The 24,724-nt window shown below is 70.8% G+C and carries 22 protein-coding genes and 1 riboswitch; of the genes, 9 read left to right on the top strand and 13 right to left on the bottom strand.

Going from position 1 to position 24,724, the window contains the following annotated elements; genetic code table 11:
• Positions 1 to 123 precede the first annotated feature (123 nt).
• From LY13_RS16605 to glyA, 5 genes are all read left to right on the top strand, one after another.
• A complete protein-coding gene (locus LY13_RS16605; protein ID WP_253829375.1) occupies positions 124 to 354 on the top strand; it encodes a hypothetical protein in 231 nt (76 codons plus the stop codon).
• A 459-nt stretch (positions 355 to 813) separates the two neighbouring features.
• A riboswitch (glycine riboswitch) is annotated at positions 814 to 911 on the top strand.
• Positions 912 to 958: 47 nt separating this feature from the next.
• The gene (gene gcvP / locus LY13_RS16600; RefSeq protein WP_253829374.1) at positions 959 to 3,802 is read left to right on the top strand and encodes an aminomethyl-transferring glycine dehydrogenase; all 2,844 of its coding nucleotides are present in this window, start codon (positions 959 to 961) and stop codon (positions 3,800 to 3,802) included.
• A gap of 4 nt (positions 3,803 to 3,806) precedes the next feature.
• Positions 3,807 to 4,886, top strand: a complete 1,080-nt coding sequence (gene gcvT, locus LY13_RS16595) for a glycine cleavage system aminomethyltransferase GcvT (protein WP_253829373.1) — start codon at positions 3,807 to 3,809, stop codon at positions 4,884 to 4,886.
• Positions 4,887 to 4,896: 10 nt separating this feature from the next.
• On the top strand, positions 4,897 to 5,271 hold the full coding sequence (gene gcvH, locus LY13_RS16590) for a glycine cleavage system protein GcvH (protein WP_253829372.1): 375 nt from the start codon (positions 4,897 to 4,899) through the stop codon (positions 5,269 to 5,271).
• 2 nt (positions 5,272 to 5,273) lie between these two features.
• On the top strand, positions 5,274 to 6,545 hold the full coding sequence (gene glyA / locus LY13_RS16585) for a serine hydroxymethyltransferase (protein ID WP_253829371.1): 1,272 nt from the start codon (positions 5,274 to 5,276) through the stop codon (positions 6,543 to 6,545).
• A gap of 72 nt (positions 6,546 to 6,617) precedes the next feature.
• Here glyA and LY13_RS16580 read toward each other — a convergent pair whose 3' ends face one another.
• The 6 genes from LY13_RS16580 to LY13_RS16555 form a co-directional block, all read right to left on the bottom strand.
• On the bottom strand, positions 6,618 to 7,280 hold the full coding sequence (locus tag LY13_RS16580; RefSeq protein ID WP_253829370.1) for an O-methyltransferase: 663 nt from the start codon (positions 7,278 to 7,280) through the stop codon (positions 6,618 to 6,620).
• A 94-nt stretch (positions 7,281 to 7,374) separates the two neighbouring features.
• Positions 7,375 to 7,596, bottom strand: coding sequence for a hypothetical protein (locus tag LY13_RS16575; RefSeq protein ID WP_253829369.1), 222 nt, complete (start codon positions 7,594 to 7,596; stop codon positions 7,375 to 7,377).
• Positions 7,597 to 7,701: 105 nt separating this feature from the next.
• The gene (locus LY13_RS16570; RefSeq protein WP_253829368.1) at positions 7,702 to 7,989 is read right to left on the bottom strand and encodes a YrhK family protein; all 288 of its coding nucleotides are present in this window, start codon (positions 7,987 to 7,989) and stop codon (positions 7,702 to 7,704) included.
• A gap of 36 nt (positions 7,990 to 8,025) precedes the next feature.
• A complete protein-coding gene (locus tag LY13_RS16565) occupies positions 8,026 to 9,357 on the bottom strand; it encodes a Bcr/CflA family multidrug efflux MFS transporter (RefSeq protein ID WP_253829367.1) in 1,332 nt (443 codons plus the stop codon).
• Between the two features lie 153 nt (positions 9,358 to 9,510).
• Positions 9,511 to 10,173, bottom strand: coding sequence for a hypothetical protein (locus tag LY13_RS16560; RefSeq protein ID WP_253829366.1), 663 nt, complete (start codon positions 10,171 to 10,173; stop codon positions 9,511 to 9,513).
• Between the two features lie 2 nt (positions 10,174 to 10,175).
• A complete protein-coding gene (locus LY13_RS16555; RefSeq protein WP_253829365.1) occupies positions 10,176 to 10,838 on the bottom strand; it encodes a hypothetical protein in 663 nt (220 codons plus the stop codon).
• Positions 10,839 to 10,997: 159 nt separating this feature from the next.
• On the opposite strand from LY13_RS16555, the gene hrpA reads away from it, so the two are divergent.
• Together hrpA and LY13_RS16545 are read left to right on the top strand one after the other, a co-directional pair.
• Entirely contained in the window at positions 10,998 to 14,909 is a 3,912-nt protein-coding gene (hrpA, locus tag LY13_RS16550; protein WP_253829364.1) for an ATP-dependent RNA helicase HrpA, read from the top strand.
• A gap of 63 nt (positions 14,910 to 14,972) precedes the next feature.
• Positions 14,973 to 15,629, top strand: coding sequence for a TrmH family RNA methyltransferase (locus LY13_RS16545; RefSeq protein ID WP_253829363.1), 657 nt, complete (start codon positions 14,973 to 14,975; stop codon positions 15,627 to 15,629).
• A 44-nt stretch (positions 15,630 to 15,673) separates the two neighbouring features.
• Here LY13_RS16545 and LY13_RS16540 read toward each other — a convergent pair whose 3' ends face one another.
• From LY13_RS16540 to LY13_RS16510, 7 genes are all read right to left on the bottom strand, one after another.
• The gene (locus LY13_RS16540) at positions 15,674 to 16,279 is read right to left on the bottom strand and encodes a response regulator (protein ID WP_253829362.1); all 606 of its coding nucleotides are present in this window, start codon (positions 16,277 to 16,279) and stop codon (positions 15,674 to 15,676) included.
• A complete protein-coding gene (locus LY13_RS16535) occupies positions 16,276 to 17,346 on the bottom strand; it encodes a sensor histidine kinase (RefSeq protein WP_253829361.1) in 1,071 nt (356 codons plus the stop codon). The genes LY13_RS16540 and LY13_RS16535 overlap by 4 nt, the downstream gene beginning before the upstream one ends.
• 134 nt (positions 17,347 to 17,480) lie before the next feature.
• Positions 17,481 to 18,284, bottom strand: coding sequence for a hypothetical protein (locus LY13_RS16530; RefSeq protein WP_253829360.1), 804 nt, complete (start codon positions 18,282 to 18,284; stop codon positions 17,481 to 17,483).
• Positions 18,281 to 19,240: an ABC transporter ATP-binding protein gene (locus LY13_RS16525; RefSeq protein WP_253829359.1), complete on the bottom strand. Its 960-nt coding sequence runs from the start codon at positions 19,238 to 19,240 to the stop codon at positions 18,281 to 18,283. The genes LY13_RS16530 and LY13_RS16525 overlap by 4 nt, the downstream gene beginning before the upstream one ends.
• A gap of 99 nt (positions 19,241 to 19,339) precedes the next feature.
• Entirely contained in the window at positions 19,340 to 20,218 is an 879-nt protein-coding gene (locus LY13_RS16520) for a slipin family protein (protein ID WP_253829358.1), read from the bottom strand.
• 131 nt (positions 20,219 to 20,349) lie between these two features.
• On the bottom strand, positions 20,350 to 21,123 hold the full coding sequence (locus LY13_RS16515; protein ID WP_253829357.1) for a LamB/YcsF family protein: 774 nt from the start codon (positions 21,121 to 21,123) through the stop codon (positions 20,350 to 20,352).
• A gap of 154 nt (positions 21,124 to 21,277) precedes the next feature.
• On the bottom strand, positions 21,278 to 22,720 hold the full coding sequence (locus LY13_RS16510) for a PucR family transcriptional regulator (protein WP_253829356.1): 1,443 nt from the start codon (positions 22,718 to 22,720) through the stop codon (positions 21,278 to 21,280).
• A gap of 120 nt (positions 22,721 to 22,840) precedes the next feature.
• Here LY13_RS16510 and LY13_RS16505 point away from each other — a divergent pair, with 120 nt between their 5' ends.
• On the top strand, positions 22,841 to 23,743 hold the full coding sequence (locus LY13_RS16505; RefSeq protein ID WP_253829355.1) for a 5-oxoprolinase subunit B family protein: 903 nt from the start codon (positions 22,841 to 22,843) through the stop codon (positions 23,741 to 23,743).
• The gene (locus LY13_RS16500) at positions 23,740 to 24,717 is read left to right on the top strand and encodes a 5-oxoprolinase subunit C family protein (protein ID WP_253829354.1); all 978 of its coding nucleotides are present in this window, start codon (positions 23,740 to 23,742) and stop codon (positions 24,715 to 24,717) included. Before LY13_RS16505 ends, LY13_RS16500 begins: the two co-directional genes overlap by 4 nt.
• Positions 24,718 to 24,724 lie beyond the last annotated feature (7 nt).

The raw sequence follows: 24,724 nt of genomic DNA, 5'->3' as shown, positions 1-24,724 counted from the left end.
GTGACGCCGGGGCGCTGTGTGCGCTTCCGATTCATGCGGCCCCGCGGTTTCGACGGGTTCCACGAGTTCAGCACCGTGCCCTTACAGGGGGCGCCGTCCGGTGCATCGATAGGGGACCGACCCATGACGGAGCTGCGCCATCTGCTGGTGATCCGGCCTCGCGGCCTCGCCCGGCTCACCGCGCGGCTGTTCTGGATGCCGCTCCATGACGCGCTCCTGGAGGACTGCCTCGACCGGGCGGAGCGCCAGCTGACGGGTGCCGTGGCCCGTCCGGCGCGCCGGTCGCCGTACGTGCGGATGCTGCGCCGGGTTGCCGCGGTACTCGCACCGAAGGTCAGGGCACGCGTGCGGTAGTGGTCGCGGGCCTCGTCGAGCAGTGCGAGGTCCATCCACGCGACGGTTCAACGTCGACGAGCAGGGGCTCGTGGTGTCGGAGTCCGGGCCGGGGTATAGGTCAGGTGCGGCGCGACACCCCTGCCGACGAGATCGCTGACGTCCCCGAAGCGTACGGTAGGCATCTGGGAACCCGCCGGTGCGGCTTCGCGTGCACCCGAGGCAAACGGGCGGCCGATCGAGGGACCCGGACACCGAGAGTAGCCGGAGGTGCTCCGGCGGGTCGACGCCGTCGCGGTATACGTCACTGCCGGGGCGCGCAGGGTGGACTGCTTCCGACCCGACGCGTACGTTTAACCCCCTGATAACCGAAGATCGAGGCTGCTCGAACCGTGAGCGGGAGAGACCTCGTGCGTTGGTAGCGCGAGGCGCCGAAGGAGCAAAGACCCCACAATCTCTCAGGTACCGTTACCGCCATGGTGAGGCCACTCTGGAAAGTGGGCTCAGGTGAGCCTCACCCAAGGTGAAAGCCGTGTACGCACGGTGAAACTCTCAGGTGTCATGACAGAGGGGGAGTTCCCAGCGTGGCGGGTATCCCTGTCATGCGCTTGAAAGGAGCTCCTCGATGACAGTGCCCGCACTGCCTTCGACGTTCATGCCCCGGCACATCGGCCCGGCCGAGCCGGAGCAGGCAAAGATGCTGGCCGAATGCGGTTACGGCAGCCTTGACGCACTCGCGGCCGCCGCGGTGCCGTCGGCCATTCGGACGTCGGGCGCGCTGTCGCTGCCCGAACCGGCCTCCGAGGAGGAGGCCATCGGCGAGCTGCGCGCACTCGCGGAGAAGAACCGGCCGATGACGCAGATGATCGGGCTCGGCTACCACGACACGGTCACGCCGGCCGTCATCCGACGGAACGTGCTGGAGAACCCGGCCTGGTACACGGCGTACACGCCGTACCAGCCGGAGATCTCGCAGGGCCGGCTCGAAGCGCTGCTCAACTTCCAGACGATGGTGTCCGACCTGACCGGTCTCGACACCGCCAACGCCTCGATGCTCGACGAGCCGACCGCCGTCGCCGAGGCGATGATGCTCATGCGCCGCGCGTCGAAGGCAAAGTCCTCGACGCTGGTCGTCGACGCCGAATGCCTGCCGCAGACCGTTTCGGTGCTGCGCACGCGGGCCGAGGTCATCGGCATCGACCTCGACGTCCGTGACCTGTCACAGGGCCTGCCGGACGAGTTCTTCGGTGTGGTCGTCCAGTACCCCGGCGTGTCCGGTGTGCTGCGGGAGCCGGAGTTCTACTCGCGCATCGGCGAAGCGGCCAAGGAGGCCAAGGCGCTCTACTGCGTGGCGGGGGACCTTCTGGCGCTGACCATGGTGCAGGCGCCGGGGGAGTTCGGAGCCGACGTGGCCGCGGGCAGCAGTCAGCGGTTCGGCGTGCCCATGGGGTACGGCGGTCCGCACGCCGGATACCTGGCCGTGCGGAAGGGGCTCGAGCGGTCGCTGCCGGGCCGGCTGGTCGGCGTCTCCGTCGACGAGGCGGGCGCGCCCGCCTACCGGCTCGCGTTGCAGACCCGCGAACAGCACATTCGCCGGGAGAAGGCGACGAGCAACATCTGCACGGCGCAGGTGCTGCTGGCGGTGATGGCGTCGATGTACGCGGTCTACCACGGCCCGGAGGGGCTGCGCGGGATCGCCGAGCGCGTGCACGGCCACGCCGCGACACTGGCCGCGGGCCTGCGTGACGGTGGCGTCGAGGTCGTCCACGACCGCTTCTTCGACACGGTGCTCGCCCGGGTGCCTGGCAAGGCGGAGGCGGTCGTCACGGCCGCGCGCGAGGCGGGCATCAACCTCGGCCGTGACGGCGCCGACCACGTCCGGATCGCCTGCGACGAGGCCACGTCGGGCGACACCGTCGCCGCGGTGCTCGCGGCGTTCGGGGTCGGCGCGACGGCCGACGGCGGTCCGGCGATCCCGGCCGGGCTCGAGCGCACCACCGAGTACCTGACGCACGAGGTGTTCCACACCCACCGGTCCGAGACGGCGATGCTGCGGTACCTGCGCAGGCTGGCGGATCTGGACTACGCGCTGGATCGGGGCATGATCCCGCTGGGCTCGTGCACGATGAAGCTGAACGCCACCACGGAGATGGAATCGGTCACGTGGCCGGAGTTCGCGGGGATCCACCCGTTCGCACCGGCCGACGACGCGGCCGGCTACCGCGAACTGACCGAGCAGCTGAGCACATGGCTGGCCGAGGTCACCGGATACCACTCGGTGTCGTTGCAGCCGAACGCGGGCAGTCAGGGCGAGCTCGCGGGCCTGCTGGCGATCCGCGCCTACCACCGCGCGAACGGCGAGCCCGAGCGTGACGTCTGCCTGATCCCGTCGTCCGCCCACGGCACGAACGCGGCCTCCGCCGTGCTGGCGGGCATGCGCGTGGTCGTGGTGGCCTGCACCGACGACGGCGACATCGACCTCGGCGACCTGCGGGCCAAGGCGGACCAGCACCGCGACACGCTCGCCGCGATCATGGTCACCTATCCGTCGACGCACGGCGTGTACGAGACCGGTATCTCCGAGCTCGCGGAGATCGTCCACGACGCCGGTGGACAGGTCTATGTGGACGGTGCGAACCTCAACGCGCTGCTGGGACTGGCCAAGCCCGGCGAGTTCGGCGGCGACGTCTCGCACCTGAACCTGCACAAGACGTTCTGCATCCCCCACGGTGGCGGCGGCCCCGGTGTCGGGCCGGTGGCGGTGCGCGAGCACCTCGCGCCGTACCTGCCCAATCACCCGCAGTTCGACGAGGCCGGGCCCGACACCGGGGTCGGCCCGATCTCGGGCGCCCCGTTCGGGTCGGCGTCGATCCTGCCGATCTCGTGGGCCTACGTGCGGATGATGGGCTCGGCCGGACTGACGAAGGCGACGCAGGTGGCCGTGCTGGCCGCCAACTACGTGGCCGCGCGGCTGAGCCCGCACTACCCGGTGCTCTACACCGGCCAGCACGGCCTGGTGGCGCACGAGTGCATCATCGACCTGCGTCAGCTGACCAAGCAGACGGGCGTGACCGTCGACGACGTCGCCAAGCGGCTCATCGACTACGGCTTCCACGCGCCCACGATGTCGTTCCCGGTGGCGGGTACGTTCATGGTCGAGCCGACCGAGAGCGAGGACCTGGGCGAACTGGACCGCTTCTGCGAGGCGATGATCTCGATCCGCAGGGAGATCGCCGAGGTCGCCTCCGGGACGTGGGACGTCGAGCAGAGCCCGCTGCGGGGCGCGCCGCACACCGCGGAGCAGCTCGCGGGGGAGTGGGACCGGCCGTACGACCGCATGCTGGCGGTCTACCCGGGCAAGACACGGGCGAAGGGCAAGTACTTCTCGCCCGTGCGCCGTATCGAAGGCGCCTACGGTGACCGCAACCTCGTGTGCTCCTGCCCGCCCGTCACCGACTTCGAAAGCTGAGACGATGAAGACTCCGCTACATGACGTCCACAGTGGACTGGGAGCGTCGTTCACCGACTTCGCCGGCTGGGACATGCCGGTGCGGTACTCCAGCGAACTCGCCGAACACCGCGCGGTGCGCGAGGCCTCCGGCCTGTTCGACCTCTCCCACATGGGCGAGATCGAACTGGCGGGCCCGCAGGCCGCCGATGCGCTCGACTATGCGCTGAGTGGGAAGCTGTCGGCCGTGGCCGTCGGCCGCGCCCGGTACACCATGATGTGCAACGAGCGCGGCGGTGTGGTCGACGACCTCGTGGTCTACCGCCTCGCCGACGATCGTTACCTGGTGGTCGCCAACGCGGGCAACGCCGCGGAGGTGTCGGCCGAGCTGGTGCGCCGCGCCGAGGGATTCGACACGACGGTCACCGACCGCTCCTCGGAGACCGCTCTGATCGCGGTGCAGGGACCGACCTCGGCGGCCATCGTCGGCGCCGTCAGCGACGCCGACCTGTCCGCGCTGAAGTACTACGCGAGCGTGCCGACGACCGTCGGCGGCCGGGAGGTGCTGCTCGCGCGCACCGGCTACACGGGCGAGGACGGCTTCGAGCTGTTCGTCGCCGCCGACGACGCGGAGGCCGTGTGGCGGGTGCTGACCGAGGCGGGCGAGGGCCACGGTCTCGTGCCGTGCGGCCTGGCCTGCCGGGACACACTGCGCCTCGAGGCGGGCATGCCGCTGTACGGCAACGAGCTGTCCGCCGACGGCTCACCCTTCGCGGCGAACCTCGGCCGGGTGGTCCGGTTCGACAAGGAGGGTGATTTCGTCGGCCGCGCGGCCCTCGAGGACCGGCCCGAACCGGAGACGGTCCTGGTGGGACTCACCGGCGGTGGCAGGCGCGCGCCGCGGCACGGCTACCGTGTGCTGCAGGGCGACGACGAGGTCGGGGAGATCACCAGCGGTGCGCTCTCGCCGACTCTCGGACACCCGATCGCCATGGCGTACGTGCCCGTCCGGTGCTCGGAGCCCGGCACGACCCTGTCCGCCGACATCCGCGGTCGCCTCGAACCCGTCGAGGTGGTCGCCCTGCCGTTCTACCAGCGTCGCTGAAAGGCCTGACATGACGATTCCCCAGAACCTGCGCTACACCAAGGAACACGAGTGGATCTCCGTCGACGGTGACGTCGCCACCGTGGGTATCACCGCGTTCGCGGCCGAGGCCCTCGGCGACGTCGTCTTCGTCGAACTGCCGGAGGCCGGTTCGGAGGTGAGCGCGGGCACGCCGTGCGGCGAGATCGAGTCGACCAAGTCGGTCAGCGAGATCTACGCCCCGGTCGACGGCGAGGTCACGGAGGTCAACCAGGCCGTCATCGACACCCCGGAGTCCGTGAACTCCGATCCGTATGAACAAGGGTGGCTGTTCAAGGTCCGCGTCGAGAGCATGCCGGAACTGATGGACGCCGCCGCTTATACCGCGCTCACCCAGGAGGGCTGACCATGAGTTCGTTCGAAGCCGATCTGTCCACTGTAGACCCTGACGTTGCCGCGGCCGTCGCCGACGAGCTGCGCCGCCAGCAGTCGACGCTGGAGATGATCGCCTCCGAGAACTTCGCGCCCGTGTCCGTTCTCGAAGCGCAGGGCTCGGTGCTGACCAACAAGTACGCCGAGGGGTACCCGGGCAAGCGCTACTACGGCGGCTGCGAGCACGTCGACGTCATCGAGAACCTGGCGATCGAGCGGGCCAAGTCGCTGTTCGGCGCCGAGCACGCCAACGTGCAGCCCCATTCGGGTGCGCAGGCCAACGCGGCGGCGATGGTGTCGCTGCTCAACCCGGGCGACACGATCCTCGGGCTCGACCTCGCGCACGGTGGTCACCTGACGCACGGCATGAAGCTGAACTTCTCCGGCAAGCTCTACAACGTCGCGGCCTACCATGTCGACAAGGAGACCGGCCTGGTCGACATGGCGGAGGTCGAGCGGCTGGCGAACGAGCACAAGCCGCAGCTGATCATTGCGGGCTGGTCGGCGTACCCGAGGCAGCTCGACTTCGCCGAGTTCCGCCGGATCGCCGACTCCGTGGGCGCCAAGCTCATGGTCGACATGGCGCACTTCGCCGGCCTCGTCGCCGCGGGCCTGCACCCGAACCCCGTGCCGTACGCCGACGTCGTCACGACCACGACGCACAAGACGCTCGGCGGCCCGCGTGGCGGCATCGTGCTGTCGAAGCAGGAGTACGCCAAGAAGATCAACTCGTCGGTGTTCCCCGGCCAGCAGGGCGGCCCGCTCGAGCACGTCATCGCGGGCAAGGCCGTCGCGCTGAAGATCGCGGCGAGCGACGAATTCAAGGAGCGCCAGCAGCGCGTGGTCGAGGGCGCGAAGATCCTGGCGAACCGGCTCTCCGAGTCCGACGCGGCCGATGCGGGCGTGCGGGTGCTGACCGGTGGTACCGACGTGCACCTGGTGCTCGTCGACCTGGTCAACTCCACGTTGGACGGTCAGCAGGCCGAGGACCGGCTGCACGAGATCGGCATCACCGTGAACCGCAACGCGGTGCCGTTCGACCCGCGGCCGCCCATGGTGACCTCCGGTCTGCGGGTCGGTGCGCCCGCGTTGGCCACGCGCGGGTTCGGCGCCGAGGACTTCACCGAGGTCGCCGACATCATCGCGCGTGCACTGCAGCCGAACGCCGACGACGCCGCGCTCGGTGAGCTGCGCGGCCGTGTCGAGCTGCTCGCCAAGAAGCACCCGCTGTACCCGGAACTGTCCTGACGGCGGCAGTACCCGGATCGGCAACGGCCCGCTCGCGCCACTGCGCGGCGGGCCGTTGCCGTGTGGGCGGGGTCAGCCGGTGACGAGTGCCAGTGCGAAGCCGTCGTAGCCCTTGCCTGCGACGGTCTGCAGTGCCGTGGCGTCGACGCGGGGCTCGGCGGCCATCAGCTCGAACATCTCGCGGGTGCCGCGTACCCCGGGGTCGTCGGAGGTGGCGTCGGCGACCGCGCCGTGGCGGACGACGTTGTCCACGACGATGACCGTGCCCGGCAGTCCGAGTTCGAGCGCCCACCGGACGTAGGCGGCGTTGCTCGCCTTGTCCGCGTCGAGGAAGACGAGGTCGAACGGGGCGTCGTCGCGGAGGGTGGGCAACGTGTCGAGTGCTGCGCCGACCCGGATGTCGACGCGGTCGCCGACCCCGGCGCGGTCGACGTTGCCGCGCGCGACGTCGGCGAACCGCGGGTCGGCCTCGAGTGTGACCAGGGTTCCGTCCGGTGGCAGTGCCCGGGCGAGGCAGATGGCGCTGTAGCCGCCGAGCGTGCCGACCTCGAGGATCGACCGTGCGCGGACCATGGTGGCCAGCAGCGTCAGGAACCGGCCCTGTGGTGGGCTGACGGCGATGTCCGGGAGGCCCGCCTCCGCGGCGGCGCGGGCCGCGTCGTCGAGTGCTTCGTCGGAACCGAGCAGGTTGTCGGTCAGGTAGTCGTCCACCGTGGCCCATGTCCGAGGATCCATGCCCGGGAGGCTAGGCGCTCGGTCCGCATCGTGCTCGGGAATCCCCGCCGCGCCTCGACTCGGGCCGGCGTCCGCGTCACACCGCGGCGGGGGCTCACACCGTTTCCCCCGCCTCGTCCTGGTCGTGCTGGGCCAGGTGCACGACGGCGTCGCGCAGCGCGGCCCGGAACCGGCCCACCTCGAGCGGCCCGAGTACTGCCGTCTCCCCGGGAGGGGCGACGACGACCACCTGCTCGTCACTGGAGAACACGGTGAGTTTGCGTTTACGTCCCGCCAGGTCGCGGCAGGGAACGACCCACTCGTTCTGATCCGACATGCCGACCGCCTTCCTCGTGCTTCATCGGGCTGAGCACAGGTGGGACGCGGCCGCGGCTACGCCATGACGCGAACGCCACACGGAATGTCACACCGCGGCGGCCGATCAGAAGTCGTTCGAGGCTTCCACAGGGGCGTCCGGTCGGAATCGTCGCAGGTGAACGCGCCGCCGGAGGCGGATGAGCGGCCGGATCATCAGTTCGACGCTCCCGATGAGAAACAGCCACGTGCCGGCCTTCTCGGTGCTGGGCGAGAAGAACAGCACGCTGCCGATCACGAACCAGAGGGCGATCAGCAGGTCGTTGACGATGCTCGCCACCTCGTAACGGCGGCGGATGAGGAGTTCTTCGTCGCCGATCCGGAAGTGCAGCGGTCCACGGTCGTCGTCGGCCATGCGATCACGGTGCCACCGCCCGGGTGGGCCCGCAGGTCAGGCGCTGTGTGCCGGGCGCGGGCGGACCATGGTCAGGAAGCTCGTCAGGGCCAGCGCGAAGAACGTGGCCATGAGGGTCACCATCGGTACGGCTGAGCTCTCGCCGAACAGTCCGATCAGCGGGGAGGACGCCCCGGCGACGAGGAACTGCAGGACCCCCAGCAACGCCGACGCCGAGCCGGCCTTGTCCGGGTGGTCGGCCATCGCGAGTGCCATCGCGTTGGGCATCACCATGCCGTTGGCCGCCATGATCACGTACACCGCGGGCAGCAGGACGGGCAACCCGAATCCGGAGGCTGCTGCGACGACGGCGACCACGCCGGCCGCCGTGCCCGCCAGCAGGCCGGTGCGCAGCAGACTCTGCTGGCTGAACCGGCCGACCAGGCGGGCGTTGACCTGGGTCATGGTGACCAGGCCGATCGCGCCACCGCCGAAGACGAAGCTGTAGGCCTGCGGGCCGAGGCCGTAGATGTCCTGGAGCACGAAGCTGGACGCCGAGATGTAGGTGAACATGCCGGCGAAGCCGAACCCGATGGTGAGGGCGGCGCCGAGGAACGCGCGGTGGCGCAGCAGGCTGAGGTAGGTGCGCAGCACCCCGCCGATCCGGGCGGGCCTGCGGGACTCCGGTGGCAGTGTCTCCGGCAGGGCCAGTGCCGCCACCAGGAGCAACACGCCGCCGAACGCGGCGAGCACGGAGAAGATGCCCCGCCACGAGGTGACCGTGAGCAGCTGCCCGCCGAGGATCGGCGCCAGAATCGGCGCCACGCCGGTGACCAGCATCAACGCGGAGAAGAATCGGGACATGGCGATGCCGGAGAAGAGGTCCCGGACGGTGGCGCGCGCGATGACGGCGCCCGCGGCGGCCCCGAACGCCTGCAGCATGCGCGCACCGATCAGCACCTCGATCGACGGGCTGAAGGCGCACAGCACGCTCGCGGCGATGTAGAGCGCGATGCCGACGATCAGCGGTGTCCGCCTGCCGAAGGCGTCGGACAGGGGGCCTGCGACGAGCTGGCCCGCGCCGAGGCCGGTGACGAACGCGGCGAGTGTGAGCTGCACCAGCGAGTTGGCCGCGGAGAGGTCGTCGGCCATGCTGGGCAGCGCCGGCAGGTACATGTCGATCGACAGCGGGCCGAACGCGGTCAGGCCGCCCAGGATGAGTGCGAAACGCAACCGGCCGCTGCGGCTGAGCCGTGCTCCTGCATCGGCGTCGGGGGCCACGGTCGTGGCTGCGGTCACGGATTCCTCCCGGTGTTCGAGGTGGCTGAGGGGTGCGAGCCGTGTGCGGGTGACGCTGTGCGACGTCCACTCACGGAACTTACCGAGCATGGCTAACTATTCCCTCGACGGAGGGTGATCTGAGACGGGTGTGCCGATCAGGCGGGAGAACCGGACGAAACCGGCGTGGGGCAACCGCTGGACGCGGGGCAACCGCTGGACGCGGGGCAACCGCTGGGCGTGGGGCGTCTGCCGGGTGAGGCGTCAGAGCCAGGCGGTGCGGATGCGGACCCGCTGCGGCGCGCCCGGGGCGTCGGCACCAGCGGGGCGGTCGGTGATGGTCCACACGGGCCGTGTGGTGTCCGGCGGCCCGTAGAGGTGGTCGTCGCTGCCGCAGGTGTAGGTCGGCCGGCCGGAGTCGGAACCGGAGCCGGGGCCCCGGCCGGGGCCGGGCGCGGGCACGCAGTGGCGGCCGTCGGCGAGTTCGAGGAACCACGGCCTGCCGGGGCGTTCACCGTCGGCGGGTGCGGCCGTGTCCTCGACGATCCGGATGTGCATGGCCTGCGAGGTCGTCGGATTCTGCACGCACAGCGCCACGTCGGGGCGCGGGTGGTGCCGGACGAAGCACGGGTCGTACAGGAAGTAACCCTCGGTGGTCATGCACCGGCGTGCGTCGGGGTCGGACAGGTTTACCCCGGATGCGGAACATTTCGCCGCGGCGTGGTCGACGACCGTGAACCCGGGTGCCGGCCTGCCCTCGTGCGTGAAGGGCTCGACGTGCGTCGCGTGGGTCGCCGTCACCGGCGAGTGGTGGGCGCCGGACCCGTCGGCGCGGGCGCCGGTGTCGGTGCAGCCCGTGAGGGCGAGCAGTGCCACCACCAGACCGAGCGCGGCCGGCCGGATACGCCGGGGGTCGCGTGTCGTCACGGTCAGAACCACGCCGTCCGGATGGGCGCCTCGTCGAGCCGAGGGCCGGGTTCGGTGCGCTCCTCGGCCTCGCCGTGGCGGTTGGCGATCGTCCACACGCGGTTCGTGGTGTCCGGCATGCCGTACAGGTAGTCGTTCCTGCCGCACCCGTAGGTGGGGTCTTCCTCGGTGGAGTCGGGATCATCGGCGCCGGGGAAGAGCGTGCAGTGGCGGCCGTCGGCGAGCTCGAGGAACCACGGCCGGTGGCGCTGCGTCTCCGCCGGCGCGGGCCCGGTGTCCTCGACGACCTCGAAGCCCGTCGCCTCGCCGGTGGTCGGGTTCTGGATGCAGATCGCCCGGTCGGGCCCCGGCCGCACGTGCACGTAGCACGGGTCGTGCACCTCCTGCGAGGTGTGTTCGGCGCCCGTGAGCAGGGGCCCGCAGCGGCGGGCGTCGGCCGTGGTGATGCTGACCCAGGACTGCCAGCAGTTGCCCTCGCCCTTCTCCACGACGTCCAGGTCGGGGTCGGGCTCGCCCGCGTCGGTGAAGGGATCCACGGTGATCTGCTCGGTTGCCGTGACCGGCTGCGCGTGCGCTGCCAGGCGAGTCTCCGTGGTGCCGGTGCACCCGCCGAGCCCCGTCAGCGCCGCGACGACCACGACCGCTCCCGGGAGGAACTTCCTCACGTCCCGCTGCCTTCCGTTCGCCTTCGCCCGTGCCGGGTGTGCCTGTGTGGGACATGCGCAGCCTAGAGGGCCCGTGCGGGCTTCTCGTGGGGGCCCGCCGCCCGAGTCCGGATAATCGGGAGGATCGGCGAGAGCGCACCCGGTAAGCTGGCCGACGGTATGTCTGCACGTTCCCCCCTCGATGAGCTGCGCCCGCGGCTGTCCGGTCTGACCATCGGCGACGCCCACCGGGTGCGGCGCCGGATCGACGGCGCCCGCAAGTCCCGCAACGCGACGCCGGACAAGCTCGCCGCGATCGCCGCGGAGATCTCCACCGACATCGACAGGGCGGAGGAACGCGTCGAGCGGCGCCGCGCCGCGGTGCCGCACATCACCTATCCCGAGCAGCTGCCCGTCAGCGGGCGTGCCGACGACCTCGCCGAGGCGATCCGCGACAACCAGGTCGTGATCGTGGCGGGCGAGACCGGTTCGGGGAAGACGACGCAGCTGCCGAAGATCTGTCTCGACCTCGGACTGGGCGTACGCGGCCAGATCGGGCACACCCAGCCGCGGCGGCTCGCGGCGCGCACCGTCGCGGAGCGGGTGGCGAGCGAGGTGAAGACCGAGCTCGGTGCCGCCGTCGGGTACAAGGTGCGGTTCACCGACACCTCAAGCGCCGAGACGCTGCTCAAGGTGATGACCGACGGCATCCTGCTGGCCGAGATCGCGCGTGATCGGATGCTGCGGCAGTACGAGGTCCTCATCATCGACGAGGCGCACGAACGCAGCCTCAACATCGACTTCCTGCTCGGCTACCTCAAGCAGTTGCTGCCGAAGCGGCCGGACCTCAAGGTGATCATCACCTCGGCCACGATCGACCCGGACCGGTTCGCCCGGCACTTCGCGGGCGACGACGGCGAGCCCGCGCCGGTGCTGGAGGTCTCGGGGCGGACGTACCCGGTCGAGGTGCGGTACCGGCCCGTGGTCGACCCGGACGACCCCGACGCCGATCCGGACCGCGACCAGACGCAGGCGATCACCGACGCCGTGCGGGAACTGGTCGCCGAGGGCCCGGGGGACATCCTGGTGTTCGCGTCGGGGGAGCGCGAGATCCGCGACGCCGGCGACGCCCTCGAGGCGATGGAGCTGCCGAACACCGAGGTGGTGCCGCTGTACGCACGGCTGTCGGCGGCGGACCAGCACCGGGTGTTCCAGCGGCACACGGGCAGGCGCATCGTCGTCGCCACCAACGTCGCCGAGACGTCGCTGACCGTGCCCGGCATCAAATACGTCGTCGACCCGGGAACGGCACGCATCTCCCGCTACAGCCACCGCACGAAGGTGCAACGGCTGCCGACCGAACCGGTGTCGCAGGCGTCGGCGAACCAGCGCAAGGGCCGGTGCGGGCGGACCTCGGACGGTATCTGCATCCGGCTGTACTCCGAGGACGACTTCGAGGCGCGGCCGGAGTTCACCGACCCGGAGATCCTGCGCACCAACCTGGCGTCGGTCATCCTGCAGATGACGTCGCTGGGCCTGGGCGACGTGGCCGCGTTCCCGTTCGTGGAACCGCCGGACCGCAGGCAGGTCACCGCGGGTGTGCAGCTGTTGCAGGAGCTCGGCGCGCTCGACCCGCAGAAGGGGAGGCTGACGTCGGTCGGTAACCGGCTGGCGCAGCTGCCGGTCGATCCCCGGCTCGGCCGGATGATCCTCGAAGGCGCCGAGAACGGCTGCGTGCGCGAGGTGATGATCATCGCGGCCGGGCTGTCCATTCAGGATCCGCGGGAACGTCCGGCCGAGCACAAGGAGGCCGCGGGACAGCAGCACGCGCGTTTCCGCGACAAGGACTCGGACTTCCTGGCATACCTGAACCTGTGGAACTACCTGCGTGAGAAGCAGAAGGAACTGTCGGGAAACCAGTTCCGCAAGCTGTGCCGCGCGGAGTACCTGAATCACCTGCGCGTGCGCGAGTGGCAGGACGTCTACAGCCAGCTGCGGCAGCTGCTCAAGCCGCTCGACATCACGCTCAACAGCGTTCCGGGTGATCCTCAGCGCATCCACACCTCGCTGCTCGCGGGGCTGCTGTCGCACATCGGGCTGAAGGATCCGGAGAAGGGCGACTATCTGGGCGCGCGCGGTACCCGGTTCTCGGTGTTCCCCGGGTCGGCGCTGTTCAAGAAGCAGCCGCGGTGGATCGCCTCGGCCGAGCTGGTCGAGACGTCGCGGTTGTGGGCACGGGTCAATGCCCGCGTCGAACCCGAATGGATCGAGCCGCTGGCGCAGCACCTGGTCAAACGGACGTATTCGGAACCGCACTGGGAACGCAAACAGGCGGCGGTGATGGCCTCGGAGCGCGTGACGCTGTACGGCGTCCCGCTCGTCGCGGGCCGCAGGGTGAACTACGGCCGGATCGACCCGGAGGCCTCGCGGGAGCTGTTCATCCGACGCGCACTCGTCGACGGGGACTGGGACACGCGGCACCGGTTCTTCCACGAGAACCGCGCCCTGCTCGACGAGGTCGAGGAGCTGGAGAACCGGGCGCGCAGGCGGGACATCCTCGTCGACGACGAGACGCTGTTCGCGTTCTACGACGAGCGCATCCCCGCCGACGTGGTGTCGGGCCGGCACTTCGACACGTGGTGGAAGAAGGCCTCGCGCAGCGAGCCGGATCTGCTGAACTTCGAGAAGGCGATGCTCATCAACGCCGCCTCGGACGAGGTGCGCGCCGCCGACTACCCGGACACGTGGCACCAGGGAGAGCTGCGGCTTCCGCTGACGTACCAGTTCGAACCGGGCGCCGACGCCGACGGCGTGACCGTCCACATTCCACTCGCCGTGCTGAACCAGGTGAGCGCCGACGGATTCGACTGGCAGGTTCCCGGGCTCCGGGAGGAGCTCGTGACGGCGCTGATCAAGTCGCTGCCGAAGGCGACCCGGCGCAATTTCGTTCCCGCTCCCGACACGGCGCGGGACGTGCTGTCGCATGTGGACCCGTCGCAGGGGTCGTTGCTCGACGTGCTGAGCGCCGAGCTGGAACGACTGCGCGGCGTCCCGGTGCCGGTCGGGGAGTGGGCGCCGGAGGCGGTGCCGGATCACCTCCGGATGACGTTCCGCGTCGTCGACGAGAAGCGTGCGACGGTGGCCGAGGGCAAGGACCTCGAGGCGTTGCGAGACCGGCTGGGTGACCGGGTTCGGGAGACGATCTCCGCGGCGGCCGACGACGTCGAACAGGGCGGCCTGACGACGGCGGCGTTCGGCACGCTGCCGGAGGTGTTCGAGGCGAACGGCCGCGGGCACGCGGTCAAGGCGTACCCCGCGCTGGTGGACGAGGGCGACACGGTCGCGGTGCGCATGCTCGACACCGCAGGCCAGCAGGCCTCGGCGATGCGGGCCGGCACACGCAAGCTCGTGCGGCTCAATCTCCCGTCGCCGATGAAGTACATCAACCGCAACCTCGGCAACCGGGCCAAGCTGGTGCTCGCGCGCAACCCGCACGGCGGTGTGCAGGGACTGCTCGAGGACTGTGTCGACTGCGCGGTGGACAAGCTGATCGCCGAGGCGGGCGGCCCCGTGCGGGACGAGGCGGAGTTCCCGACACTGGTGAAGGCGGTGGGGGAGCGGCTCAACCCCACCGTGCTCGCCGTGTTGGGCGAGGTGGAGAAGATCCTCGCCGAGGTGCACGAGGTCGAGGCCACGTTGTCCGACATGGACGGACGGGCGATCGCGGAGTCCCTGGCCGACGCCCGCGCACATCTGGATTCGCTGGTGTACGACGGTTTCGTGACTGCGACCGGCTACGACCGCCTGCCGGACCTGGTGCGGTACGTGCGGGGCATCGGGCGCAGGTTGGAGAAGCTGCCCGGCGACCCGGCGCGGGACGTCGAACGGCTGCGCGAGATCGCCTGGCTGCGCGACGAGTACCGGGCCGTGCTCGACGAGGTCCCGCCGCGCAGCGAGCCGAGCCCGGAACTCGCCGAGATCCGCTGGATGATCGAGGAGCTGCGCATCAGCTTCTTCGCCCAGACGCTCAAGACCGCCTATCCGGTGTCGGTCAAGCGCATCGTCAAGGCACTCGACAAGGCCCCGCTGTAGCCGGGAGTGCCCCGGCGGCTCGACGGCCGGGGCGCGAACGCGGCCTGCTAGTGTTCCTGCGCCGTGAGCACTCCCGGACACCCCAGCCCTCCCGAAGACGCCGGCACGGTCGGTGACCACGCCCCGGAGCAGGCAGCCACCGGTCACGCCCCGGCGACACCGGCCGGCGACACCGGGCAGCACCACACCGGGCGGCACAGCACCGGGCGGCACGGCTCGACCGGCCGCCGCAGCATCGTGGTCGTCGCGCACAACCTGCGTTCGGCACACAACGTGGGTTCGCTGCTGCGCACCGGGGACGTCTTCGCCGTGGACACGGTCCACGTCACGGGGTTCACGCCGTACCCGCAGCACCCCGGCGACGAGCGGGACCCGATCGTGGCGGCCCGGCAGACCCGCAGGCTGGCCAAGGCCGCCGCGGGTGCCGAACAGACCATGCCGCTGCGGCGGCACGACGACGTCCACGCCCTGCTCGACTCGCTGCGCGACGAGGGATACACGGTCGTCGGCCTGGAGATCGACCCGGCAGCGGTACCGCTCGGCGACTACGGGCCCTCCTCCAAGGTCGCCCTGGTGCTGGGCGACGAGGTCCGCGGCCTCGATCCGGAACTGCGCTCCCGCTGCGACCTGCTGCTGGAGATCCCCATGTACGGGCAGAAGACCTCGCTGAACGTGAGCGTCGCGGCCGGGATCGCGCTGTACGCACTCCGGGCGAGGTGACCGTACGAGCGGCCGCCCCCTTCGCGGTCGCTCGCACGGTCACCTCAGATCCACCCCCGGTCCCGGGCCAGCCGCGCCGCGGCGTAACGGTTCTCCGCCTCGGTCTTCCCGATCGCCGACGACAGGTGGTTCCGCACGGTGCCGGGGGACAGATGCAGCTGTGTGGCGACGGTGCGCACCGAGGCGCCGTCGGCGGCGGCGCGCAGCACCTCCCGCTCCCGGTCGGTCAGCGGATCGATGCCACCGGCCAACGAATCCGCCGCGAGCGTCGGATCGACGACCCGTTCGCCGGCCGCAACCCGGCGCACCACCTCGGCGAGCCGGTCGGCGGGCGTGTCCTTGACGACGAACCCTGCCGCGCCCGCCTCCATGGCCCGCCGCAGGTATCCGGGCCTGCCGAACGTGGTCACGATCAGGCACCGGCAGTCCGCCCCGGACGCGGTCACCGCCGCCGTCGCCTCGATGCCGTCACCGCCCGCCATCTCGATGTCGATCAGCGCGACGTCGGGCCGGTGCTCGGTGACCGCGGGCAGCACCTCGTCGCCGCGTCCCACCTCCGCGACCACGTCGAGGTCGCGCTCCAACGACAGCAGCGCGGCCAGCCCGCCGCGGACCAGATCCTGGTCGTCGGCGAGAAGTAGTCGGATCACGCCCGTCCCACCTCCAGTACCGTCCCGGGACGCTCGTGGTCCTCACTACGCGCCGACACCGTCAACCGTGCGCCGGCCGTGGCCGCGCGTTCGCGCAGTCCGCGCAGTCCCGACCCGGCGCCGAACGCGGTTCCCTCGGTTGTGCCCACGCCGTCGTCCTCGACCCGGAGCATGCCCGGCCGGACACTCACCCGGCAGGTCGACGCCCCGGAATGACGTACGACGTTCGTCACCGCCTCGCGCAGCGCCCAGGCGAACAGTTCGGCCTCGCCGTCCTCGACGGTGTGCACGTCCACGTCGGCGGTGATCCCGGCGGCCGCGAGTGCCTCCCGTGCCGTCTCCAACTCCGAGGCGAGCAACGGCGTGCGCAACCGTGCCACCGTGGAGCGCACCTGCCCGAGCGACTCTCGTGCCAGCGAGTCGATGCGGTCGATCTCCTCGCGTGCCCGCTCCGGATCCAGGTCGATCATCCGCCGCGCCAGCTGGGCCCGGATGGACAGCACGGTCAACGAATGTCCCAGCACGTCGTGCACATCGCGGGCGATGGCGTCGCGCTGGGCGGCGTGACGCAGTTCCTCCTGGGCATCGAGCTGCCGGTGTTCGAAGTGGTCCGCCAACCGGATCACCACGATGAACAGCACGCCGAGCCCGGTGCCGAACAGCGGCCACGGCGTCTCCGCGAACGGCAGCGCGAGCAGGCATGCCGCCACCCACGCCGTGACACCGGCGACGAGGCCCGACCGCAGCGGCAGGGTGAACACCAACGCCGCGGTGAGGAAGCAGGCGTACGTGACGGCCGTGTAGCCTGCGGCGGGCACGGCCAGGCAGGCGAGCACCACCAGGACGGCCATGCGGCCCGCGAACCGGCGCCGGTCGCGCGCGGTCTCGTCGCCCTCGACGTCGTGCCAGAACAGCCCCAGGTAGACGACTGCGAAGCACGCCGTGGCGGCGACGGCGAGCGCCTGCAGCCCGACTGCGACGTCCGCGGTGACGGCGGACGTCACGGGGACGGCGAGGAACACCAGCCACACCCCTGCGTACAGCAGCCGATAGATGCGTATCCCCATGACCTGATCCTGCCCGATGTCCGCCGTGCCCGATAACCGCCGTCCCCGGCGGCCGCTCGGACCGGGGTCCTCCCTGCCCGAGCGGGCGCGGCCGTGCCCGGCGACCCGCCCGGCGCTGCGGCCGCCGTGCACGGTCAGCGCCGGGTGGTCCGTCTGCGCTGCAGCAGCAGGCAGGCGACGGCGAACACGACCGTCCACGCGGCGACGTTCGCCAGCACCATCCACAGTGGATCGCTGCCGGCGGCCCCTCCCATGGAGACGAGGTCGCCGTCGGTGAGCGGATACCGGGCCAGCGCCACGATGCCGTACATCGGGGTGAACCGGCCGATGTCGAGCAGTACCCCGTCCAGCGGCATGAACGCGTTGCCGAGGAAACTCAGGATCACCAGCAGCCCGGTCGCCGCCCCCACCGCGGCGTCGGACCGGAAACTCAGCCCGATCGCGAGTCCGTAGAAGGCGAACGGCAGCGACCCGGCGATCGTCAGCGCCACCGTCGCCAGCCAGACGCCCGGCGGCATGTCGGCGACCGTGAACACCCCGGCGAGGTTGAGCACCAGCACCGGCAGCGCGGCCATCGCGACGGCGATCGCCGCCTTGGCGACGATGAACGCCCCGTGCGGCATGGCCGTCAGTGCCAGCTGCCTGCCCCAACCCTGCTGGATCTCCAATGCGGCGGAACCCGCCATGGATGTCGTGGCCATGGCCGCGCCGTACGAGGCGATGGCGATCATGGTCCAGGCGCTGACGTTGCCCACGCCGACCGGTTCACCCGACCAGTCCATCGAGGCGCCGAAGAACAGGAACAGCGCGGTGGGCAACACGATCACGAAGAAGCTGTTGCCGACGTTGCGCAGGTTCCGCCGGAAGTCCATGGCGATGTACCGGCCCAGGCTGTAGCCGCCACGGACGTGGGTGCGCGGGTTCGTCGCGACGGTCATACCCGGACCTCCTCGGAGTCGGCGGAGACCACAGGGCGTTCGGTCTCGCCCGGGGTGGCGGAGTCCTCGGTCAGCAGGCGGAACGCCTCCTCGAGGCTGGCCGGACGCACGGTGAGTCCCCGTGCGTCCGTGGCGGTGAGCAGATAACGCGCGAGCCCGTCGGAGTCCTCCGTGCGGAACGTGGTCCGTGCGCCCTCCCGATCCGCCCGGACCACGTGCGGTACCTGCGCCAACTCGGCGGCCGTCGGGTCCCAGCTGACCGTCACGTAGGCGGCTCCGGCCCGGGCACGGACCTCGTCGGTGGGGCCGTCGGCCAGCACGCGGCCGCGGTTCATCAGGACGGTGCGGCGCGCGAACTGCTCCGCCTCCTCGAGGTAGTGGGTGGCGAACACGACGGTGACGCCCTCGTCCGCCTGCGCGCGCATGCGGTCCCAGAACTCGTGCCGGGCGGAGACGTCCATGCCGGCCGTCGGTTCGTCGAGGACGATGATCTCCGGACGGGGCAGCAACGCCAGCGCGAAGCGCAGCCGTTGCTGCTGGCCACCCGAGCATTTGCCCACCGGACGTGACGCGAACGCCCGCACGCCCGCGGTGTCGATGACCTCGTCGACGTCGGCCGGGTCGGCGTGCAACGCGGCGATCATCCGCACCGTCTCGCCCGCCGTGAGGTCGGGAAGCAGCCCTCCCGTCTGGAGCAACGCCGAGAGCATGCCCGACTGCACCGCGGTCCGCGGGTTCGACCCGCCGATGCTCACGTCGCCGGAGCGCGGCGTGGTCAGCCCCAGCAGGATGTCGAGCAGGGTGGTCTTGCCTGCCCCGTTAGGGCCCAGCAGGGCCAGGACCTCGCCCCGGGCGACCTCGAGGTCGACCCCGTCGACCGCACGGACGTGGCCGCCCGCGCCGTCGGGGAACGACATCCGCACGTCGCGGGCGGAGATGACGGATTCGGAAACCATGCCCCGTAGTCTTCTCCGCTGCGCGGCGCCGCTCCTAGTGCCGGCGTCATCGATACCCCGTGACAGATGTCAGGGGCGGGTCAGGGCTCGGCCGCAGGATTACGTCGTGTGTTCCGACGGCCGGTCGACGGCCGCAGCGCTCTGTTCGCCGGTTGCCTCGGACCGGGTGCCCACATCCCGTTCGGTGCGGGCCTGCTCCGGCACGTCCGCACCGCGCCGGCCGTCGCCTGCCGACGTGCGGTCCAGGAACTGCAGCAGCTCGACCGGGAACGGCAGGACGAGCGTGGAGTTCTTCTCCGCAGCGACCTCCACCACGGTTTCCAGCAGGCGCAGCTGCAGGGCCGCGGGCGTGTCGGCCATGCGCTCGGCCGCCTGGGACAGCTTCTCCGACGCCTGCAGCTCGCCCTCGGCGGCGATGACCCGGCCGCGGCGTTCGCGTTCCGCCTCCGCCTGCCGGGACATCGCCCGTTTCATCGTCTCGGGCAGGGCAACGTCCTTGATCTCCACCCGGTCGATGTGGATACCCCAGCCCAGGGCGGGGCTGTCGATCATCAGCTCCAGGCCTTCGTTGAGCCGTTGCCGGTTGGACAACAGGTCGTCGAGGCTGCTCTCACCGATGATCCGGCGCAGGCTCGCCTGCGCGACCTGAAGCATCGCGAAGCGGTAGTTCTCCACGCCGACGATCGCCTGCACCGGATCGACGACCTTGAAGTAGACGACGGCGTCGACGCGCACCGTCACGTTGTCGCGGGTGATGCCGTCCTGGCCGGGCACGGGCAGCGTCACGATCTGCATGTTGACCTTGGTCATGCGATCGATGCCGGGTACGAGCAGTCTGATGCCGGGCTCGCTGGGTGCGCGGCGCACTCGGCCGAACCGGAACACGAGACCACGCTCGTACTGCCGCACGATCCGCACGCTCGCCGCGATTCCGGCGGCGCCGGCGATTCCTACCGCGATCAGGATCTCGACCAACATGGCGGCTCCCTGGTGGTGAACCCCTGTCGGTCGATGGTACGCCCGCGGCACAAGGGCCGACCCACGTGAGCGGCCCGTCCGGCACCCGGCCGATCAGCGCCCGGGCGACCGTCACCCGCGCGGACGGCCCGTCAGCGGGACCGGGCGGCGACGACGTCGTGCATCGCGGCCGTGCGCACCCCGTGCTCGGCGAACCGGGCCCGGATCGCCCTGGCGATGTCGGGCGAGTTGGGACGGTCGCCGTGCAGGCAGATCGTGTCGGCGTCGACGTCGATCGCCGTGCCGTTCACGGACGTCACCCCGCCGCTGAGGACGTCGACGGCCTGCTGGGCGCACGCCTCCGGGTCCTTGGCCTCCGGGACCGGTTCGATGATGATGTGCCCGTTGTCGTCGTAGTCGAGGTCGGCGAACGCCTCCCGCGCGACGCGGTGGCCCGCGTCGATCACGCGCTGCGCGGTGGGCCCGGCCAGCAGCACCAACAGCACGTCCGGGTCGGCCTTGGCGACGGACTCGGCGACGGCGGCGGCCACCTCCGGGTCGCGCAGGGTCAGCCCGTAGAGCGCACCGTGCGGTTTGACGTGGGCGATGCGCGTGCCCGCCTCCGCGGCGAAGGCGCGGAGCGCGCCGTACTGGTAGAGACAGGCGTCGGCGGCCTCGGCGGGACTCATCGCCATGGCGCGACGCCCGAAGCCCGCGAGGTCCGGGAACCCGGGGTGCGCGCCGAGCGCGACACCGTTCGACACGGCGAGTTCCACCGATCGGCGCATGGTGCCCGGATCGCCCGCATGCCAGCCGCAGGCGACGTTGACGGAACTGACCTGCGGCAGCAGCGCGGCGTCGTCCCCGAGCTTCCAGCGGCCGAAGCTCTCGCCCGCATCCGCGTTGAGGTCGATGACTGTCTTCATGGCCTGTCCTTTCGCGTCGGGAAGGGGCAACGGTAGGGCGCCGGAGGGGTGCGGGGAAATGGACGGTCCGGCCAATTCCGGCTGTGCGGACACGCCAATGCGCGGTGTGCGGCCCCGTCGCCAGGAGACCAGCCACATCACGAAACGAGCCACATCACGAAACGAGCCGCAGCGCCAGCCAGAGTTGCGCCCGGACGTCGGGGGAGTCCAGGTCGCAGCCGAGGATCGCGGCCACTTTGGTCATGCGGTGCCGCAGGGTGTGCCGGTGCACGCCCAGTTCGGCGGCCGCCGGGTCCCAGTGCCCGTGGTGGGCGAGCCAGGAGCGCAGGGACCGCACCAGCTCACCGCGTTGCCGGGTGTCGTGGTCGTACAACGGGCCGAGCATGGCCTCGGCGCGAGTGAGGACACCCGTGTCGGTGACGTCGTGCAGCAGCCCGACGCCGAGATCGTCGAACCGGACGACCGCGGCGCCGCGGCGCGTCGCCTCGGCGAGCGCCTGCCTGGCTTGCCGGTGGGCGCCGGGCAGTCCGTCCAGTCCCGTCGGAGGGGATACGCCCAGGTGCCGTGCGGAGGGCAGGTGCTGCGAGGCGGAGGCCACCGCCACCAGCTCGCCGTCGAGGTCGCCTGCCAGCAGGTCCGACGCGGCGCCTCCGTCCACCAGCGTGGGTGAGTGACCCGATCCGGCCAGTACGACGACCGGTTCGTCGGGAAGTCGCATCCCGAGCGGCCCCGCGAGCTCGTCGAACGCGGTGCGGTGGCCGGCCAGTAGCAGTGTCAGCGCGGTGGTCCGCAGTCGCGCGTCGGCCGCGGAGCGGGTGCGCGTCAACGCGATCGACAGCAGTGACGACGCCGCGTGCGTGATGTGGTGGTCGGTCGAGGTGAAGGCGTGGTCCCGGCCGACGACGAGGAATCCCGCCAGCTTGTGCCCGCCGCCCAGGGAATGTGCCGCGACGTGTCCGTCGCGGGAGGACGAGCCGATGCTCGACGGCGGGCGTACGGCGCGGAGCCGGTCGAGGTCGGCGTCGAAGGCGCGGACGTACTCCGCCGCGCGCGCCGGTTCGGCGTGGACCGCGGTTCCGTCGGGTTCGACGAGCACGGCCCAGCAGCCGAGGTCGGCGGCGAGTCTGCCGATCAGCCCACCCAGGTCCTCGCCGTGGACGGCGGCGGTGGTGAGTGCGTTGCGGGCCGCCTCGAACCGTTGCGTCTCGGCGCTGCGGGTGTCCGCCAGTGCTTGCGACACCGTCTTGCCGATCTCGATGAACGGCGTGCGGTGCGGCACCTCCAGCACCGGCAGGTGGGCCTCGTCGGCGGCCTCGAGCAGCGGCGCAGGGATCTCGTCGTGGCCGAGTTCGATGCCGAACCCGAGTCCGGACAGTCCGGCCGCGGCGAGCCTGCCGATGTAGGCGGCCTGCCCGTCGCCGCTGTCCGGCAGTCCGAATCCGGTGGTCAGCAGCAGCTCGCCACCGGCGAGGAACTCCGTGGGATCGGCGAGTTCGCTGGCGTGTACCCACGAGATCGGGCGATCGGCAGCTGCATGTCCGGCGCGGAGGGTCAGGCCGAGTTTCCGGTCGCCGGTCAGGTCGCTCGGCGTCGGCATACCAGCAGTTTTCCACATTCTGTCCAGTCCCGCCGTGCCGATTTGTACAGAGTTTCACTGGCGGCGGGGGTCGACGGCGGGCACAGTGTTGTGATCGCCGACACATTGGGAGGCGTGGTGATGACCACCGAGAAGATCCAACTGCCACCCGCGCGCTACGAGTACGGCGGGGACGAGTTCGTCTTCGTCGAGCTGGACCAGGCCATGAGTCTGGAGGCGAACTTCGCCGGAATGGCCGTGACCAACGCCCTGCGACAGGAGGTCATCGACGGCGTCGTGGACATCTGCCCGTCCAACGCCTCCTACATGGTTCAGATCGACCCCGACCGGCTCGACCCGCGGGAACTGGTCGAGGAGCTGCGGCGCCTCGAATCCACGGTCGGCACACTGCCCGACGACTATGTGCTCAAGACCCGCGTGGTGGACGTCCCGGTGCTGTTCAACGACCCGTGGACCCACGAGACGCTCATGCGGTTCCGCGACCGCCACCAGGATCCCGACGCGACCGACCTCGAGTACGCGGCGCGCATCAACGGGTTCGACAGCGTGCAGGGCGTGGTGGACGCGATGACCAGCGCGCCCTGGATCGTCACGATGCTGGGTTTCGTGCCGGGACTGCCGTTCTGCTACCAGCTCGTGCCACGGCAGCGGCAGATCCAGGTGCCCAAGTACGTGCGCCCGCGCACCGACACCCCCGAGCGGACGTTCGGGTTCGGCGGCGCGTTCGCGGTGGTCTACCCGGTGCGTGGCGCCGGCGGCTACCAGATGTTCGGCATGGCCCCCGCGCCGGTGTTCGACCTGTCGCAGAGCCTTCCCGACTTCGCCGACGACATCTGCTTCCCCAAGGCGAACGACGTCCTGCGGTACCGCGCGATCGACATGGCCGAGTTCGAGGCGACCCGGTCCGAAGTGGAGAAGGGCACGTTCCGGTACCGGATCCGCGAGGTCGAGTTCGAGCCGGCGACGCTGCTGGCCGATCCCGACGCGGTCAACCGCGAGCTGCTGGAGGTGCTGTACCGATGAGCGAGCTGCGGGTGCGAGCCGGTGGCCTGTACACGACCGTGCAGGACACGGGACGGTTCGGTCACTACCACATGGGCATGCCGCCGTCCGGCGCGATGGACACCTACTCGGCGGTGGTGGCCAACATGCTGGTGGGCAATCCCGACGGGGCCGGGGTGCTGGAAGGCACCTACATCGGCCCGACACTGGAGTTCACCGACGACAGGGTGGTCGCCGTCACGGGTGCCGACGTGCCCGTGACGCTCAACGACGAACCCGTCGAGCCCTGGACGGCGATCCGTGTCCGCTCCGGTGACGTGCTGGGATTCGCCATGATCCGCGCCGGCTGCCGGGCCTACGTCGCGGTGAGCGGCGGCATCGACGTGCCGGTCTACCTCGGTTCGCGGTCGACGTACACGTTGACGGGGATCGGCGGGCACGAGGGCCGCAAACTCGCCGACGACGAGTCGCTCCCGCTCGGGGCGGCCGACGGGCCGGGCCCGGGCGGCGCCGCGGTGCCCGAGGACCTGCGCCCGGACCTGACCGGCACGGCGCAGCTGCGCACCGTCGTCGGCCTGTGCTCCTACCGGCTCACCGAGGGCGGGCTGGCCTCGTTCCTGGGAACCGACTGGAAGGTCACCAAGGACGCCGACCGGGTCGGGTACCGGCTGCGGGGCGGCACACTCGACTTCACCGAACGCGAGCAACCGTTCGGAGCGGGCAGCGATCCGGCCAACGTCGTCGACCTGGGATACCCGATCGGCTCGATCCAGGTTCCGGGTGGGGACGAGCCGATCGTCCTGCTCAACGACGCGGTGACCGGTGGCGGTTACGCGACCATCGGCACCGTGATCTCCGTCGACCGCGACCGCATCGCGCAGACGAAGACCGGCGACGCGGTGCGATTCGACTCGGTGGATCTGGACACGGCGTTGGCGGCCCGGCGGGACCGCCGCGAGCGGATCGAACGGGTCCGCAGTCGGATCGCACGGTAGGGAGGAA

The organism is Prauserella aidingensis (assembly GCF_024171865.1).
In the GTDB taxonomy this organism is placed as follows: Bacteria; Actinomycetota; Actinomycetes; order Mycobacteriales; family Pseudonocardiaceae; genus Prauserella; species Prauserella aidingensis.
This window is presented reverse-complemented; position numbering and strand designations above follow the sequence as displayed.